Genomic DNA, 19,165 nt, shown 5'->3' with positions numbered 1-19,165 from the left:
CCGCGGCCGCATCCTCCTGTAACCCTCCTTTTCCTGTAGATTTGTTACGCTTCCTACGCTTGCAGATCGCCCCCTTGGACCGTGCGATCTGCGGAAACCCGCGCCCTTTCGAGGCGCCACTTGAGGACCCGATACCATGAGCACCGTCAATAGCTTTGGCGCAAAAGCCACACTGACCGCAGGCGGCAAGAGCTACACCTACTACCGTCTTGACGCACTGCACACCGTCCAGCTCACCCGGCTTCCGTTCTCGCTGAAGATCCTGCTTGAGAACCTGCTCCGCCGCGAAGACGGAGTCTCCGTCACCGCCGACGATATTAACTTCCTCGTTAACTGGGACTGCTCCGCCGAACCCAGCCGCGAGATCGCCTATATGCCCGCCCGCGTCCTCATGCAGGACTTCACCGGCGTGCCCGCCGTCGTGGATCTCGCCGCGATGCGCGATGCCATGAAGGCCCTGGGCGGTGATCCGCAGAAGATCAACCCGCTGCAGCCGGCCGAGCTGGTCATCGACCACTCCGTTCAGGTGGATGAGTACGGCACCGCCAACGCCTATGAGCTGAACTCGCTGCTCGAGTTCCAGCGCAATCGCGAGCGCTATGCCTTCCTGAAGTGGGGTCAGACCGCCTTCCGCAACTTTTCCGCCGTGCCTCCGGGTATGGGTATCTGCCACCAGGTGAACCTGGAGTACCTGGCCCGGGTCGTCTTCACCACGGACGACAACGTCGCCTATCCCGACACCCTGGTCGGCACCGACTCGCACACCACCATGGTCAACGGCCTGGGCGTTCTGGGCTGGGGCGTGGGCGGTATTGAAGCCGAGGCTGCCATGCTGGGCCAGCCCGTCTCCATGCTGGTGCCGCAGGTCGTCGGCTTCCGCCTGACCGGCAAGCTGAAGCAGGGCGCCACCGCCACCGACCTGGTTCTTACCGTCACCGAGATGCTGCGCAAGCACGGCGTCGTCGGCAAGTTCGTCGAGTTCTTCGGACCCGGCATCAGCGGTCTGCCGCTGGCTGACCGCGCCACCATCGCCAACATGGCGCCTGAGTATGGCGCGACCTGCGGTATCTTCCCCGTCGATGCAGAGACCCTGAACTACCTGCGCCTGACCGGCCGTAGCGAGGATCAGATCGCCCTGGTCGAGGCCTATTACAAGGCCCAGGGCATGTTCCACACTGCCAACGCGAAGGAGGCTACCTACTCCTCCGTGATGCACCTCGATCTCGGTATGGTGGAACCCTCCGTCGCCGGCCCCAAGCGTCCGCAGGATCGCGTTGCGCTCTCTCGCACTGCCGAGAGCTTCAAGTCGCAGCTCCCCTCACTCTTCGGCCCCAACTCCAACAAGAACGGCGACCGCCAGCTCGTTCGCTGGCAGGGCGAGGGCGGTCATCTCGCCGCCGACGAAGAGGTCAAGAGCGAAAAAGCGACCGAGCCGATTGCGAGCATCAAGGATCGCCTGGGAGTGGACGTCGACAAGTACCTCCATCACGGATCGATTGTCATTGCGGCCATCACGTCCTGCACCAACACCTCCAACCCGAGCGTGATGCTGGCCGCAGGCCTGCTGGCGAAGAAAGCAGTTGAGCAGGGCCTTTCCACACCGCCATGGGTGAAGACCTCGCTCGCTCCCGGATCGCGCGTCGTCACCGACTACTACGAGAAGGCGGGCCTGACCCAGTATCTGGACAAGCTGCGCTTCAACACCGTCGGTTACGGCTGCACCACCTGCATCGGAAACTCAGGTGCGCTGCCGACCGATGTCACCAAGGCGATTGAAGATCACGGTCTGGTAGCGGTCTCTGTACTCTCCGGAAACCGTAACTTCGAAGGCCGCATCAACTCCGACGTCCGCGCCAACTACCTGATGTCGCCGCCGCTGGTGGTTGCTTACGCACTGGCCGGCCGCATCGACTTCGATTTCGACAACGAGCCGCTGGGCAAGGGCAAGGATGGCCTGCCGATCTACCTGACAGACATCTGGCCGTCGCAGGAAGAAGTCGCTGCCACAGTCGCCAGCTCCATCGACAGCAGCATGTTCCACAAGGAGTACTCAACCGTCTCCCAGGGTGACATCAACTGGCAGAACCTGAAGTTCCCCTCGGGCGACACCTATGGATGGGAGGGTGACTCCACCTACATCCGCCAGGCGCCATACTTCGACAACATGCCCGCAACGCCGGAACCGGTGACCGATATCGCCGGAGCCCGCGTGCTGGCTGTCCTGGGCGATTCCATCACTACCGACCACATCTCTCCTGCAGGCTCCATCAAGCTGAACAGCCCTGCAGGAAAGTACCTCACCAGCAACGGTGTGAAGCCGGCCGACTTCAACAGCTACGGCTCACGCCGCGGCAATCACGAGGTGATGGTGCGCGGCACTTTTGCCAACGTTCGCCTGAAGAACAAACTGGCTCCCGGAACCGAAGGCGGCGTCACTCGTCTTCTGCCCGAGGGCGAGCAGATGTCCATCTACGACGCCTCCGTCACCTATGCGGAACGCAGTACGCCGCTGGCTATCCTCGCAGGTAAAGAGTATGGTTCCGGCTCCTCGCGTGACTGGGCTGCCAAGGGCACGCGCCTGCTGGGCGTACGCTTCGTACTCGCCGAGAGCTACGAGCGTATCCACCGCTCGAACCTGGTAGGCATGGGCATTCTTCCGCTGCAGTTCCTTCACGGACAGTGTGTCGAGTCGCTCGGCCTGACTGGCGAGGAGGTCTATGACATCCCGGGACTGAAGGCGATGCTCGACTCGAAGTTCGCCGGCGGCAAGGTGATCACGGTGCATGCCAAGGCTGCGGATGGTTCCGTCAAGAACATCCAGGCTCAAGTCCGCATCGATACACCGCAGGAGATCCTCTACTACCAGCACGGTGGCATTCTGCAGTACGTACTCCGTCAGCTTGCAGGCAAGGCATAACACAACATCAGAAAGGTCGTTAAACATAAGGCTCGGAAATATTCCGAGCCTTATGTCTTTGCATGGGTATCTCCCTTACAGGCCCTGCACTATACCTACAGGAGAAATGCCCTACTGAATAATTCGCCGAAACCAACAATAGGGAAACGCTTTAAGCGTGTACCTCAGCGGCTAAAGCCGCGTTTCTTCTTAAGGTCTGATACGGGACGGCTGAAAGCCGTCCCCTTAAGCAGGGCATTCGCGCCTTCGGTGCGAAATGGTTGCGCTACGCGCAACGGAAAGACGGAGCTGAGCACGATCCCCCTGTATCCGGTCGCGCGCAGCGCGATGTCGTGCTTAAGGGCACGGCTTTAGCCGTGCCGAAGGGAGCTAGAAGGAGGCTGCGGCTTTAGCCGCTGAGGGCTTGCATCTAGGTGTGGTGAGTCATTAATTCGCCAGATCTCCTGTCATGGTAAAAACGCTTGCCCCTAAATAAGTGTGGTTAATCAATGACTCACCACACTGAAGCATTTCTCCTGATACCTGTAGCTTTGGAAAAATCTGCGAATGCCGTTTTCTTTGCGGAGAACGGCGCAAACAGCGACATCTACAGGAGAAATGCTCTATCGCACGATCTCGATACGGACGCCCTCGGGAACCACGCGCGAGAATTGCTCTAGCTTGTCTCGTACGATCTCAGCCTCTTCGGGTGTGGTTGCAACCACATCAACAGCGGTCTCGGCAGTTGTCCGGTGAGCAATCAGCAGATTACGAATGTGGCCTGCAACGATCCACTCTTTCGGGATATCGGGGTACCACTTCGTATAGATCATCAGGAGTTTCACATTGTGTTCTCTGGTGACTGAACGAAGAAACGCAGCAGTCTTGTCATGGGTCGCCGTCTCAAACGAGCCTAGTCCAACCAGATCGAGGATGTAGATATTCGGGTCGTGATCGAAGGCGACACAGCCCAGGTCATTGACCGCCACAGGCTCGTGATAAAACATCTCTTCGAAACGATGCATCTGCATCTGCTGGAGATAGACGGAGCGGGCCGCATAAGGAACGCGTCCGACAACCTCAGCATAGGTCACACACCAGATAATCGGCAGAATCAGAATCCATGCGGTGCGGCGCCACTGAGCAATGAGACTCATGCAAAGCAGCAGGCAGAAACCGCTCACGGCGGCGTCGTAGCGGTAGAACCAGCCTTGTGGCCCGAGAAGAAGAAGAAGAACAATCGCCGCCGTACCAGCAAGAATCGCATTTCGCTTTGTACGGTCGTGACGGATACGGAAGTACGCCGCGGCAAGAATCACCAGGCTGAGGAGGAAGCGCCCGCGATGGATCAGGCTCTCCAGGTTGCCCTTGATGATCTGCATAATGTTGCTCGTCATCGAGCGATTCATGTTGGTGGTTGCTGTGGCTGTAGCGCCTTTAACCAACACCGATGTGGGTAGAAATGGGAGCCCCTTGGATCTCAGGTATAGACCGAACAGCACCAGGGGAGCGGCGCCGAGAATGAAGATCGCAATTGCCGAAGCGCGCTTCTGCTGGAACCAGCAAATCAGTGAAATCGCTAACGTGAATGCCAGGTTCTCGTACCGGATTGCCGGGGCAAGCACGGCAGCAACCAGCACAAAATTCGGTATAGACCTTCCGGCATAGGCCTCCATCACACCGTATGCGCAGGCAATTGCCAGAAGGAGCTGCAGGGTGTGCTCCATGCCGATAAAACTCAACCCAATGAGGTTGAGCGCAAGCACGATGAAAAACGCGACCGTCAGGCGATAGAGAAATGGCGATTTTCCATCTTTCCGCACAAGGACATCCCAGCGGTCAAAGAAACGCCCGAGCAGGAAACAGCATCCCGCACCCGCGACAATGTTATAGAGCAACGGAATCCAGACACGAACGGCACTCGTGCTGAACGGAACCAGAAGATATGGCCACAGGATGCTCGACGCCGGGGAAGCGGACTCTCCGAAGTTAATGGTGTAGCTGCCGTGCAGCAGACGCTGGGCCAATGCCAGGTGAATATAAGGATCGTCCAGAGCATAGGTAAAGCTTCCGTGGCAGAACCAGAGAACAACAGACAATGTTGCGACGGTCAGCAGACCATATATTGCCAACAGCATTCGGCTGAAGCCGCCGGTCGCTTGAACTCCTTCAGCAGACTGGACAGTGGACATATTTCCGAGTGTAGCCGGGTTAACCCAGTGGGGCAAACAATGTTGTATAGCAGTTTTATGAGTTTTATGCACGCTTCATCGTCTCCCCAAAGAGGCGATGCGCTATGTATGAACTTCAATCCAACTTTCGCGCAGCAACTCTCCATCCCAACACGGGTATTCACAAGTGCCCTCGATGTACATCGGGTGGAGGAAAAGAAAATGATGAACAAACGCTTTGCAGGACTTACTCTCGCGGCTGTGATGATGACGGCTACCTTTGCCGCTCCAGCAATTGCACAGGGCCCACCGCCTCCACCTCCTGGATATGGATCTGGATATGGCCCGGCATATGGATGGGACGCACCTCCTCATGAGTTTCAGGAGATTCAACGTCAGGGATTCCATGACGGCATTTATGGTGCACAGAAAGACTTTGAGAACCACCGCAGGCCGACTCCGAACAATCGCGATGAATATCGCCGTCCTCCGGTGAGCCCGCGCGATCGCAACGCATATCGTATGGGCTTTGAGCGCGGTTATCGCATTGGCTGGGATCACATTATGAATCGTGGCGGCGGCTACGGCTTCTATGGCCGATAACCGACTCATCCATCGCGCGTTGTTTCGAACCAGATAGAATGGCCTGCATCGCTAAACAAAAAGCATGCAGGCCGTTCTGCTTTAACGGCTCCTGGAGTGACTTCGCGTGACCTCTCTTCGCAGACTTCTTCCTATCTTTGTGCTTTCCGCAGCCGCGCTTGGGCAGAACCAGCGCGTTGCCGACCAGCGTGTCGGCGAAGCTCCTGTGAATGGCCTTGAGCGCCGCGGCACTGACTCCATCGCTCTGACGATTCCCAGCCTGCGGCCAGGGCCGACAGCGATCGAGATCAAGGATCTGGTCCTGCATGAATTCACCTTCGAGGGATCGCCAGTCGCTGCATCAAAGCTTCATCTGAAGCAGTTGAGTGAGGGCGTCTATGAGATCACCTCTACTGCATATGCAGTCGGCGACTGGGAGTTTCAGGTTCACGATGGCGCTGCCGGCTACTACGGTCTCGGCGAACACTACAACACGCTGAACCACACGCATGAAGTCATTCGCAATCTGTCGCAGGACAACGCGTACAGCAAGGGCGCAGGTACGTATAAGCCGATTCCCTTCTATCTGTCCACTACTGGTTATGGTCTATGGGTCGACACCACCGCCGAAGCTGTCTTCGACATGAACGCTGCTGACCGCTATGAGGTGAACATCTCTGTTCCCGCCGAGCGGTTGCGCATTGTGCTGTTCACAGGCCCGGAGTTTCCAAAGATTCTCGATCGCTTCACCGCACTTGTGGGACGCACCATCCTTCCACCGTACTGGGCCTTTGCTCCGTGGGTTGGCCGCGATTACCACCGCAACGATGGCGATGTGCGCGAAGACGTAGACAAGACCCGCGCACTCGGTCTGCCTGCCAGCGTCGAACTGATCGACTCACCGTGGTCTACCGGATACAACAGCTACGAGTTCAATCCGAAGCAGTTCTCAGACATCGGCGGCACCATCAAGTACGTCCATGACAACGGCTTCAAACTGGTGCTGTGGCACACGCCCTGGATCAATAACAAGACCAAGACGCCAGGTGAAGCCGGCTTTGCCGACAAGCTCGATGTTGAGAGCTCCAACTACAAGGAAGCTGCAGCCGGTGGCTACTTCGTCAAGAATGAAGACGGCACACCCTATGTAGGGACGTGGTGGAAAGGCGAAGGCTCCATCATCGACTTCACCAGTCCGGCTGCAAAGGAGTGGTGGCAGAACCAGGTCCGCAAGGTCATCAAGCTTGGCGCTGATGGCTTCAAGGATGACGACGCAGAAGGCAACTTCATCGGTCCCGTGAAGTTTGCCGACGGTACCGATCAGCGGCTGATGCGTAACCGCTTTGCCGTGCTCTACAACAACGCGATGGAAGAGCTGGTCCAGAAGGACATGAAGGGCAACGGTGTTCTCTTCGCCCGTAGCGCCACCGTTGGCGATCACAACATCGCCATGCTCTGGGGCGGTGATAACGAAGGCAACTTCTCCGAAGAGGACGGCCTGCCGACCATCGTGACTGCGGGTCTGGGCGCCGGGCTAAGTGGTATGGCCATGTGGACCGCCGATCTGGGCGGTTACTTCGGCGGCGCCGAGCCTGATCCGGCGAACTTCATGCGCTGGACGCAGGTCGCTGCCTTCTCCCCCGCCATGGAGGTTCTGAACACCAAAAACCGTGGCCCCTGGAACTACGGCGACGAGGCGCTGAAAAACTACCGCAAGTACGCCGTACTGCACATGAGCCTCTTCCCCTACCGCTACGCTGCGGCGCAGCAGGCCCACAAAACCGGCATGCCGCTGATGCGCGCCCTGGTGCTGAACTACCAGGACGACAAGCAGGCCCGCGAAACCCGGGACGAATACCTCTTCGGCGATGACTTCCTGGTGGCTCCGGTGCTCCATGAAGGAACGCAACGGCCGGTCTATCTGCCCGCGGGCGACTGGGTGAATTACTGGACCGGAGCGCAGGCCACCGGCGCCAGGACGGTCGTCGTCGATGCGCCGATGGATGTGCTGCCCCTCTACGTCCGCGCCGGAGCGGTGATCGCGAAGATCCCCGAAGACGTCATGACGCTGGTGCCTTCGGAGGAATCCGGCAACAAGACGGCAAAGGGCCTGGACGATCGCCGTATCTATGAGCTGATTCAACCATTTACAGGATCGGCAGCCCAAACGACGGAGGACTTCGAAGGCCGCACGCTGACCCGCGACGCCGGCTCGCTGAAGATCAAGGGGAAAGCCGCCAGGGTGAGCGTCCGCTGGAGGTTCGGCAAAGTGCGGTCGGTAACCGTAAACGGAGCTCCGGCAAAGCTGCTGACGGACACCGCCGGACCCTACGTCGAGCTGATCCATACGGATGAATCCTCCATCGAGTGGAAATAGAGCATTTCTCCGAATACCGTAGCTTTGGATAAATTTGCGAATGCCCTTTTCTTCGAAAGAAAACGGCGCATACAGCCAAAGCTCCGCACTGGGAGAATGCTCTAGCGCGAAACATTTTCATAGCCTTCCAGAGGCGACCGTCCGGAGCTTCGCCGCATCCCTTCTGCAAGTACTTGACCGGCGTACGGAGGGGCACGGAAATGAGTCCTGAGAGGGCTTTAGCGCGTCTAAAGAATGTGGTATCCTGTGGTTCGCTGGGATTCTGCGCCCATACTATGCCCTCGCCCACTGCGGAATAGAGGAGCTGTGGCCCAGGCGGTCTAGACCGCTACTCCGTTTTCCAGCCCCCGTAACAACCCCGGGATACGTGTCGACGAGAATCGCCAGACACGAAAATATTTTTACCCCGCGACTCGATCGTGGGAAGGGATGCATTGTGGCTAACGAGGAAATGGATAATTTCGGAGAGACAGCGCTAGACCAGGACAGTCTGGATAAGCTGATCGATGCCGGTAAAGAGAAGGGCTACCTCACCTACGGCGAGGCGAACGACCTGATTCCAGGTGATATGACCAATCCAGATGATCTGGATGACCTGCTGACGACGATCAATACGCAGGGTATCGATGTCCTGTCGCCTGACGCGAAGTTCGACAAGCGCGATGCCTACGATCTGGACGCTGAGGATGAGGACGTTGAGCTTGACCTGACTCCGGGACAGCTTGAGAAGACCAACGACCCGGTGCGCATGTATCTGCGCGAGATGGGTACGGTTCCGCTGCTTACCCGTGAGGGCGAAGTTGAGATCGCGAAGCGCATTGAGCGCGGCCAGTTGCGCGTCATGAAGGCCATCTCGCGCTCGCCGATCGTCATTCGCGAGATTCTCGCTCTAGGCGACGACCTGAAGCGCGGCGTACGCAACATCAAGGAAGTTGTCACCTTCGACGAAGAAGAGCTGACCGAAGAGATTCTGATGTCGCGCGTCAAGGCGACCGTCAAGAAGATCGACGCTATCTCCAATCACCAGAAGAAGGCCGAGGAGTACACGGCCAAGCTGGCCGATGGCAAGCTGAAGTCGCACAAGGATCAGCGCAAGCACCGCTGGCTGGTCGGGCGCGAGCGTGTGAAGGCGACGCGCATCGTGCGCGAGCTGAAGTACACCAACTCTGAGAAGAAGCGCCTGCTCGACAAGGTCAACAAGACCGTCGACTCCATGCGTACGTTGGAGCGCCAGATCAAGTCGCTGGACCAGAAGTTCGAGGCATCGCGTTCCGAAGAGCTGAAGAAGGAATACCGCCGCCAGCAGAAGAACTGCCGCACCGACCTGGAGCGCCTGGAGAGCGAAGCCGGCCTCACCATCGAGGAGCTGAAGCGCACGCAGCGCGAGATGATCCAGGGCGACATGGACGCGGAGAAGGCCAAGCGTGAGCTGATCGAGGCCAACCTTCGTCTCGTGGTCTCCATCGCGAAGAAGTACACCAAYCGCGGCCTGCAGTTCCTCGACCTGATTCAGGAAGGCAACATCGGCCTGATGAAGGCCGTCGATAAATTCGAGTACCGCCGCGGTTACAAGTTCTCCACCTACGCCACCTGGTGGATCCGTCAGGCCATCACGCGCGCCATCGCGGACCAGGCCCGTACGATCCGTATCCCGGTGCACATGATCGAGACCATCAACAAGCTGATCCGCACCAGCCGTCAGCTGGTGCAGGAGCTTGGCCGCGAGCCCAGCTCGGAAGAGATCGCGAAGCGTATGGATATCCCGGTCGCGAAGGTCCGCAAGGTCCTGAAGATCGCGCAGGAGCCCATCTCGCTGGAGACGCCGATCGGTGAAGAGGAAGATTCGCACCTTGGCGACTTCATTGAAGACCGCATGGCCGTCTCTCCGTCCGACGCCGTGATCTCGGTGAACCTGAAGGAGTACACCTCGCAGGTACTGCGCACGCTGACCCCGCGCGAAGAGCGCGTGATCAAGATGCGCTTCGGCCTCGAAGACGGCTCCGAGCACACGCTCGAAGAAGTCGGCCAGAGCTTCCAGGTCACCCGCGAGCGCATCCGCCAGATCGAAGCCAAGGCGCTGCGCAAGCTGCGTCATCCCAGCCGCAGCCGCAAGCTGCGTGCCTTCGTCGATGGCGTGAAAGAGATCTAACGCTGCCGCGTTAGCATAGAGACAAAGGCCGCGATTCGCTCGCGGCCTTTGTATTGTTCAAATGTCTTCGCTCTTCGAACCCACACCGCCGAACATCCTGCCGGAGCTTCATCAGCGGCTGCTTGCCTTCTATGGCAAGCCCGCTCCGCGCGATGTGTGGGACCCGCTGACACAGTTGATCTATTCACTGCTCTCGGCCCGTACCAAGACAGAAGTGTCGCTGCAGATCATCCGCGACCTGCGCAACCGCTTCGATGGCTGGCAGGGTGACTGGACACGGCTGCGCGATGCCTCCATCGAGGAGATTGAAGAGGTCATTCGGCCGGTAACGCACTACGAGAAGAAATCGCACCAGTTGAAGGAAACGCTCCAGCAGATCAGCGACCGCATCGGCGTGCTGCGGTTGGAGCCGCTCGGGCGATATCGCACGGAGAAGATCCGCGCCTGGATCGAGCAGCTTCCAGGTGTCGGCGTGAAGACCTCCGCGGCCGTCGTCAACTTCACCACATTACGTCGCCGCGCGCTGTGTATCGACGGCCATCACCAACGCATTGCGCAGAGGTTGGGCCTAAGTTCTCCCAAAGCCGATGCGCGCCAGGTGGAGGCAGACCTGATGGCGCTGGTGCCTGAGGAATGGACGCCGGAGATGCTGGACGAAGATCACTCACTCTTCAAACTGCATGGACAGACACTGTGCACGAAGAATGAGCTGCGCTGCCGCAAGTGCCCGCTGCTTGATCTATGCCCGACGGGCAAGGAAAGGGCCACGCCGAAGCGTGGCCCATATCCGGTCGATTGACGAACTAGAGCGTTTTCCCCGTTGCTGGGTATCCCGGAAGAGCGTACAGCGGCGTTTTCATTGCGGAAAACGCCCATAGGGTGCGGAAGCCCTACACTACACCCACAGGGAAAATGCTCTACTGCTTCGGTGTTGCGTCGACGGTCCACTCCTCAATCGGCGCCAGATTCAGATCTTTCAGACCGGCTTCGATCTTGGCCTTGTCGCCAACGGCAACCAGAATCATCTGGTCTGGATGGATGTAGGAGGTCGCTGCCTCTGCAGACTGCTTCAACGTCACTGCATCGACCTTCGCAGGCAGAGCACGATAGTACGTAAGCGGTAGACCATAGGTGAAGATATTGCCCATGGCCCCAACCACACCAGCGTTGGTTTCGAAGTCGCCAGGCAGCGAACGGGCATAGCTGTCGCGCGCCATCTTCAGCTCGCTATCGCTCAACGGCTCGGTGCGGATGCGCGTCAGCTCACGCATCAGCTCTTTGGCAGCCGGCGCAGTGACATCCGTACGAACAGAAGCACCAGCCAGGAACGGCCCATTGCCGCGGCGGAAGGTAAAGCGCGAGCTTGCCCCGTAGGTGTAGCCGTGCTCCTCGCGCAGGTTCATGTTAATGCGGCTGGAGAACAGGTCGCCCAGCATGGTGTTCATCACCACGACCGGCACATAGTCCGGAGTGGAACGAGGCAGGCCAAGCTGGAAGGCATAGAGAGCGGTCTGCGGAGCTCCGGGTTTGTCCACCAGGATCACGCGCTTGGTTGCCACAGCGGGAGCGGTTGGAGGTGTCGGCACAGAGGCCGTACCCGTCCATCCGCCGAAGTACTTGGTTGCCAGCGCACGCGCCTTGGCCAACGTGATGTCGCCGGACAATACCAGGGCGGAGTTCTTTGGACCGACGTTCTTCGTGTAGAAGCCCGACAGATCGGTGGAAGAAATCTCCTTCACCGAATCCGGCTTGCCGAGCGAGTTGTGCCCATAGGCGCTTGTGGGACCAAACAGGGCGGCAGCGCCGACCTGCTGCGCCACGATCGGCGGCTGATCGCGCTGCTGCAGCAACTGCGTCAGGCGGCGCTTGCGCACACGCTCCACCTCACCTCCATCGAAGGCAGGATGCAACGCCACATCCGCAAAGAGGTCGACGGCGTTGTCCAGCTTCGTCGTCAGTCCGCCCACAGAGACACTCATCGCGTCAGAGGTAGCGGTTCCGTTGAGTGAGAGCGCAAGGTCTCCCGTCTGATCCGCAATCGCCGTCGCCGAGCGAGTCTTCGTCCCCTCGGTCAGCATCGCCGCAGCGAAGCCGGCAACGCCGGGCTTATCCGTTGGATCCTGCGAAGCTCCACTGAGTGAAACCAGGTTCGCAGCAAAGAGCGGCAGCTTATGGTTCTCCGCCACATAGACCTTCAGGCCATTCGCGAGCGTAAAGGTCTGCGGCACCGGGAGAGCAAAGGACGGCGTCGGTCCGGGCTTGGGCGCAGTCTTGCGCCATGCCTGCGCCGCATCAAACTCGGCGGTATACTCCTTTTCGATCTTGACGTCGGCATCCGTATTCTCCGGACTGCGCGCAACGTCATGAATCACCTTCTCACCGGGCACACCATAGACAACGACACGATGATTGCTCGCCAGCAGATCCTGCGCATACTTCATCACAGAAGCACCATCCGCATTCTGATAGCGGGCGATATCTTTCGGAAGATATCCGGGGTCGCCGGTGAAATGGTTGTAGTAATTCAGCTTGTCTGCAACAACACCAATGCGCTCCAGGGGACGAATCAGGCTGGCGATGGATTTGGTGCGGGCACGCTCCAGCTCTTCCGGCGTCGCACCATTCTTCAGAAACTCATCGATCACCGCGTTCGCGGCCTTCTCCAGATCTGCAGCTTTGGTACCGGGACGTGCTGTGATCTCGCAATTGAAGATCGAAGCCACCTGAGCTGACTCGTTGTAGCACTGCGCTGCCTGTGCGATCTGCTGCTCGTAGACCAGCTTCTTATACAGACGGCTGGAACGCCCACCGCCCAGAACATCGGCTGTGATGTCCATCTCGGCATCGCCCGGAGCAAACGCCTTGGGCGAGAGCCATGCAAGGTAGACCTTCTCCAGTTGCACGGTATCGGTCACCGTGAGCCGCTTCTCTTCCGTGATCGACGGCGTCACGACATCGAGCTTCGGTACGGTCTCACCCTTCTGCAAGGGACCAAAGTACTTCTCCACCAGAGCCTTTGCCTGAGCCTTATCGAAGCTGCCGGCGACGACCAGCGTGGCATTATTCGGCGCATAGTAGGTCTTGAAGAAGTCGCGGACATCAACCAGGCGTGCCGCCTCGATGTCCTTGTGCGAACCGATCACGACACCGTGGTAGGGATGCGGTTCCGGGAACAGGTTGCCGTAGACCTCTTCTTCCACAACACCGTAAGGCTGGTTCTCACGCGACTGGCGGCGCTCATTCCGCACTACATCCCGCTGATTGGTCAGCTTGGCGCGATCCAGCGTATCCAGCAGAAAACCCATGCGGTCGCTCTCCAGCCACAAGGCGAGCTCAAGCTGATTCGAGGGCACCGTCTCGAAGTAGTTCGTACGGTCGAAGTTCGTGCTTCCGTTGATGTCGGATGCGCCTGCCGCCTCGAGATACTTGAAGTGATTCTTCTCACCCACATTCCTCGATCCTTCAAACATCATGTGTTCGAAGAGATGCGCGAAACCGGTGCGGCCTGGGCGTTCATTCACCGCGCCGACGTGATACCAGACGTTCACGCTGACCAGAGGCAGGGACTTATCTTCGGTAAGAAGAACCTGCAGACCGTTGGGCAGACGGTACTCTTCGTAGGCCATGGTGGGCGCTTTAATCGCTGATGTCTGCGCCAGCGAAGAGACGGTAAGGACGAAAGCAGAAAAGAGAGCTGCAATGCGCAGTTTCATTGGGGACCTACTCCGTGGAAGCAGAATTGGGTTCACTTCAGGGCGTGTCATCCAATTGCTGTCGTCAGCGTTGCGAGCGAAAATTCGTCCAGACGAGGCGGAGGTCGAAGGCTGTGGTTGTTCCCACTGTCGAGGCCGACAACGAAGTATGGACGAATTTGCACCGCAACCCAAGGGCCGGGCAGATTTTCCCAATCTCTTCGTCATTCGTCGTTCCAGTAGACCAGCTACAGTTCTCTCCTCACTCCTAGAGCTCAGAAAAATCTGCTCCCGGCGCTGACCACAGCAATTGGATGACACGCCCTAGCGTATCTCCGTCCACGCCAAAACGAAAGAGGCTGCGCCATGCGCAGCCTCCATGTGAAATGGGTGGGATGAGGGAGACTAAGCTGCGGCCGCCGGAGTAAACCCGTCGCAACCGCTGATCGGAGTGACCTTCAGGTGCAGGCCGGAATGCTTCGGATGACCGCAGTCGTCCACTACCGTTGCTTCCGCCTGGTGGCTGGTGACAATGGAGATAAGTTTGTTGTCTCTATGCGTCTCACCGAAGTGAGAACAAAGCCCGCATTGACCGTTCGAAATCTGCATAAGAAACCTCCATTCGATTCGATTAGAGATCGCGGCAACGCCCTCACGTTGCCTTGCCAAGCATCATGCGCCTCTTTCCGGAAGCTGTAAATTCCGACAAAACCAGACCGACATTCTGCTATATATCTACGGAACCGCAACTTCACCGGCTGCGTATCTGGCTGCGAGAGAAAGAGGTATCGGATGACAGGCGATCCTTACACAGCAGGCATGACAGACGCGCAGCGCGCGTACTTCTACTCCGAATATCAGAATCAGCGTAAGGATGAGGTCGCAGGCATCCTGTTCGCCTTCTTCCTGGGAAGCTTCGGCGCACATCACTTCTACCTGAAGCGCAACAGCATGGGTATCCTGTACGCTTGTTTCTTCTGGACCGGGATTCCTGGCCTGGTTGCACTGGTTGAGTGCTTCTTCATGCCGGGACGTGTGCGAGAGTACAACGCTCTGCTGGCTCTACAGATACAGCAGATGATTCTGAATGGCACACCGGCGCCTGCAACCCCGCCCGCTAACAACCATAATCCCTATCACGCCAACGGCCGTGTCTGCAGCCAGTGCGGTGCGCAGTTGGAGCAGGGCGCCCAGTTCTGCCCGAAATGCGGCACGCGGGTTGCATAGGACATGCTCTTGGGCGTATCGATAAATTCGGTCGAACCAGTACTCTGAGCGCTGAAGGCGCGTTCTATACCCAGCCTGGGGCAAGGCCCCAGGTTTCGGGGCATGTGAAACGATCAAAGGGCTGAAAGCCCGCTCTATAACTCCCAATGCAAAGCGAATCTATGAACACACCGTAGAAGAAATTCTGCCTGCGAGGGAAAAGCCGGGCTCATATGCCCGGGGGCACCACTCTGATAAACAAATTCGCTCGGGCTCCCAATATCCCACCCATTGCGTTGCGATGGATGGGCATCCAGTGCATGGGCTCTATCAAACATGTCGATCCCTCTAGCCCTTCCTAACAACAAAAGCGCGGGCTCTTGAGCCCGCGCTTTGTACTTGAGTCAATCTCCGCTTACGACAGCGAATGCAGATAGTCGAAGTCGGCCTTTGCCGCCTCAAGCGGAGGCAGCGTGTAAGGAGCTTCCTGCTCGACGAAGATATGCTCGACTCCGGTGCCCTTTACGCTGGCGAAGATCGCCTTATAGTCCACCTTGCCCTTGCCGATCTCCGTACCCTTGGCGCTCTCGCCGGTCTTACCGCTCTCCCAACTTGAGAAGTCCTTGATGTGCAGCATCTTGATGCGACCGGGGAACTTCTTCACGTAGTCGCCCGGCTTGTATCCGGCGACGGTGATCCAGCCGCAGTCGATCTCGAACTTCACATTGGCCGGGTTGGTGTTCTTGAGCAGATAGTCGTAGCCTGGAACGCCATCCACCAGGGCAAATTCCATGGTGTGATTGTGTGCTGCGAAGACCAGGCCGTTCTTCTTGGCCTCTTCACCCACCTTGTTCATGACCTCAGCCAGCTTCTTGAAGTCATCGCCCGTCAGCGGAGCGACCATCTTCGCGCGCCATGCGGCGCGTTCGGCGTCTGACATCTCAGCCGGTGACTTGGTCATCTTCTCCTGGATCAGTTGCTTTGGAACGGACGCCGTTGCGTACTTGCAACCCAGCGCCTTGGCGTCATCGAATGACTTCTGCAGATTGTTGATGTCCCACTGCAGGTGAGCGCTGGGGCACTTCAGACCGGCGTCATCCAGCACCTTGCGGAACTCGGCCGCTGTTTTAATGGTGCCGTAACCAGCCGTCTCAACTTCCTTGTAGCCCATCCCGGCAATCTGCTTCACGGTGCCCACGGTGTCTTTCATCATGGGATCGCGCACGGTGTAAAGCTGGATACCGAGAGGCAGGCCGAGCGGATCGGCCCATGCCATCCGTCCCATCACACCTGCCGCCGCAACCGCCGCCGCGCCGCCCATAAACTGCCGCCGATTCATCCGCATCTCTCTTTTCTCCTTGTGGGAAACCTTCGATTGCGAGTCTCTGCGCTTTTCTGGTGGCTTGTCAATCTGCGTCATGTAATATTGGCTGCACCCATCCCCGAGGAGACCATCGATGAAACGCTTCGCCGCGCTTGTACTCTCGCTAACGGCCACCGCCTTTGCCGCCACCACCACTCCTGTTGCAGGCAGTTGGAAGATCTATGGCGACGTCAACGGCTATCCGGTCAATGAGAGCTGCACGTTCTCGATCGACAAAGACAATAAGATCACCGGGAAATGCTCGCTCAGCAACAAGTCGTACGACGTGACTGGGACGCTGGAGGACACGAAGCTTACCTTCAAGCATGGCGGCGAGTATGAAGGCCAGGCGCTCATTCTGACCTGGGTCGGCACCATCGCGGAAGACGGCTCACTGGCTGGCACCATCGATGTACAGCCTCTCGGCTATCCCGGCACCTTCACGGCCAAGAAGGCAGAAGACGACAAGCCGAAGGCTGACGATAAGCCCGCAGCGGCGCAATAATAATCTCAATCCGGGAGGCTTCGCATGTTGAAGCTGATTGCAGCTGTCTTTGTTCTCGCCGTAGTCATCATTCTGGTTCTGGCCGCTACCAAGCCGGCCACCTTCCACGTCGAGCGTTCCGCCACCATTGCAGCTCCGCCGGAAAAGATCGCCGCCTTCGTCACCGACTTCCATCACTGGGACGCATGGTCTCCGTGGGCAAAGCTCGACCCAGCGATGCAGGTAACTTACTCCGGACCAGACTCGGGAACGGGCGCCATCTATCACTGGAAGGGCAACAGTAAGGTCGGCGAAGGCGAGATGGAGATCCTCTCCGCCACGCCGGAAAAGACCGGCATCCGTCTGGACTTCATCAAGCCCTTCGAAGGCAAGAACACGGCAATGTTCTACTACTCCGGTTCGCCTGCCGGCCCCACGACAGTCCGCTGGACCATGGACGGCCCCTCCAGCTTCATGACGAAGCTCATGATGGTCTTTACCAGCATGGACAAGATGGTTGGTCCGGACTTTGAGCGCGGCCTGACTAATCTGAAGTCAGCTGCCGAACATCCGTAGCAGGCATGTGCCCGGCGAAGACCACGCGGTTCCGTCCTGTCCGCTTGGCCTGGTAGAGGGCATCGTCTGAGAGTTGACGCAGCGTGTCCAGATCGTGAGCGTCTGCCGGATAGATAGCGACACCGATACTGATGGTGATGGGGATAATCAGACCGTTGATATGCAATGGCCGGTCAAATAGCCGTAGCAGGCTTTCTGCCAGGCTCCTGGCGCCATCCTCTGACGAGATGTGGTTGACGATCAGGGTGAACTCCTCGCCACCGGTGCGCGCCAGTGTATCGCTCTGCCGAATACGCGACTGCATCCGCGCTGCTGCCTGTTTCAGGCACTCATCGCCRACCASATGGCCGTAGGTGTCGTTGATATGTTTGAAGCGGTCGAGATCGAGCGTCATTAGCGCCGCCGGTTTGTCGCTGCGCTGCGCGATGGCAAGCCACTGGCTCATGCGGTCTTCCAACAGCGTCCTGTTCGGCAGACCAGTCAGGTGATCGTGTTGTGCCTGGCGCACCAGCTCCCGGTTGAGTTCCACGTGCTCAGTCGTGTCGACCACCAGCAGAAACCGCGCCCACTGGCCCTGGAAGGTAACCGGATACATCGTCATCTCCGCGTGAAAGCTGCTTCCATCCTTTCGGCGGGTGAGCGTCTGATACCTTTCGAACCTTCGTTCATACCGCAACATCTCCGCGCGTGCCGCTGCATCCTCCGGCGGGAAGATCTCCGGAACCGACAACCCGAGGAACTCTTCCATGCCATAGCCGTAGACCCGAAGCGCAGCCTCGTTGGCCGAGAGGAATCGCCCGTCTTCTGGAGAAAAGACGAGCATCGGATGAGGATTCCCCTCGTAGAGCAGACGGTATTCCTCGGTAAGTGTACGAACCCGCTCCTGATCCTCCTCCATGACCCGCAGAATCATGCCGAAGGCAACAAGATACTTGGGCAGATACCACAGATTGGTGAGCGTAATGAAGGACGATTCCCAGCCGGGTCTGTCCCCCATCCACCAGTACAGCGGATATTGCAGCGCCCAGAAGAAGAAGCCCTGCGATGCGATCCACTGGCCCGCGAGGTTGCGTGACGGCAGCGTCAGGAACATCAGACCGCAGGCAGTGAAGATCTCCGCCAGAATGACGGCGTAGATCACCTCCATCTGATTGGTGGCTACCAGCCGGAGCATGACCGCGCCGGAGACCACCGCCAGGATATCGAGCACCAGCAGCCGCACCTTCGATTGCAAGCCATAGCTACGCCGCAGCGACCAGTCCGCCAGCACCTCCCCGCCGACGATCAGAACAACGATCATCCACTTGCGTGCCGTCCCGTTATTGATCAGGAGAATTCCAAGGCACGCAGGAACACTCAGCGCAAGGCCAAAGCTGCACAACTGCCGGAACGTAAGGTCCTTCTGCCCGAAGGAGAGTAGGAAAGCGATTCCCGCAAAGACGATGGCCCATATCCGTACCGTCTCAATGACGGGGGTGCTGATATGGGAGATCTGCTCCCACTCCCAGATGGCCATGCTGGTAAGCTCCAGCAGCCAGCCGGCGAGCCATAGCCGGTAGCGACGCTGCGGCCTTCCCTTTTGCAGCGCGGCAAAAAAGAAGGTCATCAGCGGGACCATGATCAGATCGAACAATTCTTGCCGCATCAGGCTCCCGGACTACAGACCTGC

General features: G+C 58.4%; 13 protein-coding genes. 8 read left to right on the top strand and 5 right to left on the bottom strand.

Annotated elements, in window-relative coordinates:
- The first annotated feature begins 136 nt into the window (after positions 1 to 136).
- Positions 137 to 2,917, top strand: a complete 2,781-nt coding sequence (gene acnA, locus AB4Y89_RS08415) for an aconitate hydratase AcnA (protein ID WP_442300468.1) — start codon at positions 137 to 139, stop codon at positions 2,915 to 2,917.
- Positions 2,918 to 3,519: 602 nt separating this feature from the next.
- On the opposite strand, the gene AB4Y89_RS08410 is transcribed toward acnA, so the two are convergent.
- A complete protein-coding gene (locus tag AB4Y89_RS08410) occupies positions 3,520 to 5,088 on the bottom strand; it encodes a hypothetical protein (protein ID WP_442300467.1) in 1,569 nt (522 codons plus the stop codon).
- 201 nt (positions 5,089 to 5,289) lie between these two features.
- Here AB4Y89_RS08410 and AB4Y89_RS08405 point away from each other — a divergent pair, with 201 nt between their 5' ends.
- The 4 genes from AB4Y89_RS08405 (at position 5,290) to AB4Y89_RS08390 (ending at position 10,974) form a co-directional block, all read left to right on the top strand.
- Positions 5,290 to 5,670 (top strand): hypothetical protein, encoded by a 381-nt coding sequence (locus AB4Y89_RS08405; RefSeq protein ID WP_442300466.1) that lies wholly within the window; start codon positions 5,290 to 5,292, stop codon positions 5,668 to 5,670.
- Between the two features lie 106 nt (positions 5,671 to 5,776).
- Entirely contained in the window at positions 5,777 to 8,026 is a 2,250-nt protein-coding gene (locus AB4Y89_RS08400) for a glycoside hydrolase family 31 protein (protein WP_442300465.1), read from the top strand.
- A 451-nt stretch (positions 8,027 to 8,477) separates the two neighbouring features.
- A complete protein-coding gene (rpoD, locus tag AB4Y89_RS08395) occupies positions 8,478 to 10,175 on the top strand; it encodes an RNA polymerase sigma factor RpoD (protein WP_442300648.1) in 1,698 nt (565 codons plus the stop codon).
- 61 nt (positions 10,176 to 10,236) lie between these two features.
- Positions 10,237 to 10,974 (top strand): endonuclease III domain-containing protein, encoded by a 738-nt coding sequence (locus tag AB4Y89_RS08390; RefSeq protein WP_442300464.1) that lies wholly within the window; start codon positions 10,237 to 10,239, stop codon positions 10,972 to 10,974.
- Positions 10,975 to 11,092: 118 nt separating this feature from the next.
- On the opposite strand, the gene AB4Y89_RS08385 is transcribed toward AB4Y89_RS08390, so the two are convergent.
- Both AB4Y89_RS08385 and AB4Y89_RS08380 read right to left on the bottom strand, forming a co-directional pair.
- On the bottom strand, positions 11,093 to 13,888 hold the full coding sequence (locus AB4Y89_RS08385; protein WP_442300463.1) for a M16 family metallopeptidase: 2,796 nt from the start codon (positions 13,886 to 13,888) through the stop codon (positions 11,093 to 11,095).
- Between the two features lie 384 nt (positions 13,889 to 14,272).
- The gene (locus AB4Y89_RS08380) at positions 14,273 to 14,476 is read right to left on the bottom strand and encodes a hypothetical protein (RefSeq protein ID WP_442300462.1); all 204 of its coding nucleotides are present in this window, start codon (positions 14,474 to 14,476) and stop codon (positions 14,273 to 14,275) included.
- A gap of 183 nt (positions 14,477 to 14,659) precedes the next feature.
- Here AB4Y89_RS08380 and AB4Y89_RS08375 point away from each other — a divergent pair, with 183 nt between their 5' ends.
- A complete protein-coding gene (locus tag AB4Y89_RS08375; RefSeq protein WP_442300461.1) occupies positions 14,660 to 15,094 on the top strand; it encodes an NINE protein in 435 nt (144 codons plus the stop codon).
- A gap of 394 nt (positions 15,095 to 15,488) precedes the next feature.
- On the opposite strand, the gene AB4Y89_RS08370 is transcribed toward AB4Y89_RS08375, so the two are convergent.
- A complete protein-coding gene (locus tag AB4Y89_RS08370) occupies positions 15,489 to 16,418 on the bottom strand; it encodes a sugar phosphate isomerase/epimerase family protein (RefSeq protein ID WP_442300460.1) in 930 nt (309 codons plus the stop codon).
- Between the two features lie 112 nt (positions 16,419 to 16,530).
- On the opposite strand from AB4Y89_RS08370, the gene AB4Y89_RS08365 reads away from it, so the two are divergent.
- Both AB4Y89_RS08365 and AB4Y89_RS08360 read left to right on the top strand, forming a co-directional pair.
- Positions 16,531 to 16,941 carry a hypothetical protein gene (locus tag AB4Y89_RS08365; protein ID WP_442300459.1) on the top strand — a complete coding sequence of 137 codons (411 nt, stop codon included), beginning with the start codon at positions 16,531 to 16,533 and terminating at the stop codon, positions 16,939 to 16,941.
- 24 nt (positions 16,942 to 16,965) lie between these two features.
- A complete protein-coding gene (locus AB4Y89_RS08360; RefSeq protein WP_442300458.1) occupies positions 16,966 to 17,496 on the top strand; it encodes an SRPBCC family protein in 531 nt (176 codons plus the stop codon).
- Here AB4Y89_RS08360 and AB4Y89_RS08355 read toward each other — a convergent pair.
- A complete protein-coding gene (locus AB4Y89_RS08355) occupies positions 17,465 to 19,141 on the bottom strand; it encodes a diguanylate cyclase domain-containing protein (RefSeq protein WP_442300457.1) in 1,677 nt (558 codons plus the stop codon). The two genes, AB4Y89_RS08360 and AB4Y89_RS08355, sit on opposite strands and share 32 nt — an antisense overlap.
- Positions 19,142 to 19,165: the final 24 nt, after the last annotated feature.

The organism is Terriglobus sp. 2YAB30_2, from assembly GCF_052114765.1.
Lineage (GTDB): Bacteria > Acidobacteriota > Terriglobia > Terriglobales > Acidobacteriaceae > Terriglobus.
Note: the sequence above shows the minus strand (reverse complement) of the source record. Positions and strands in the feature narration are given on the sequence as shown.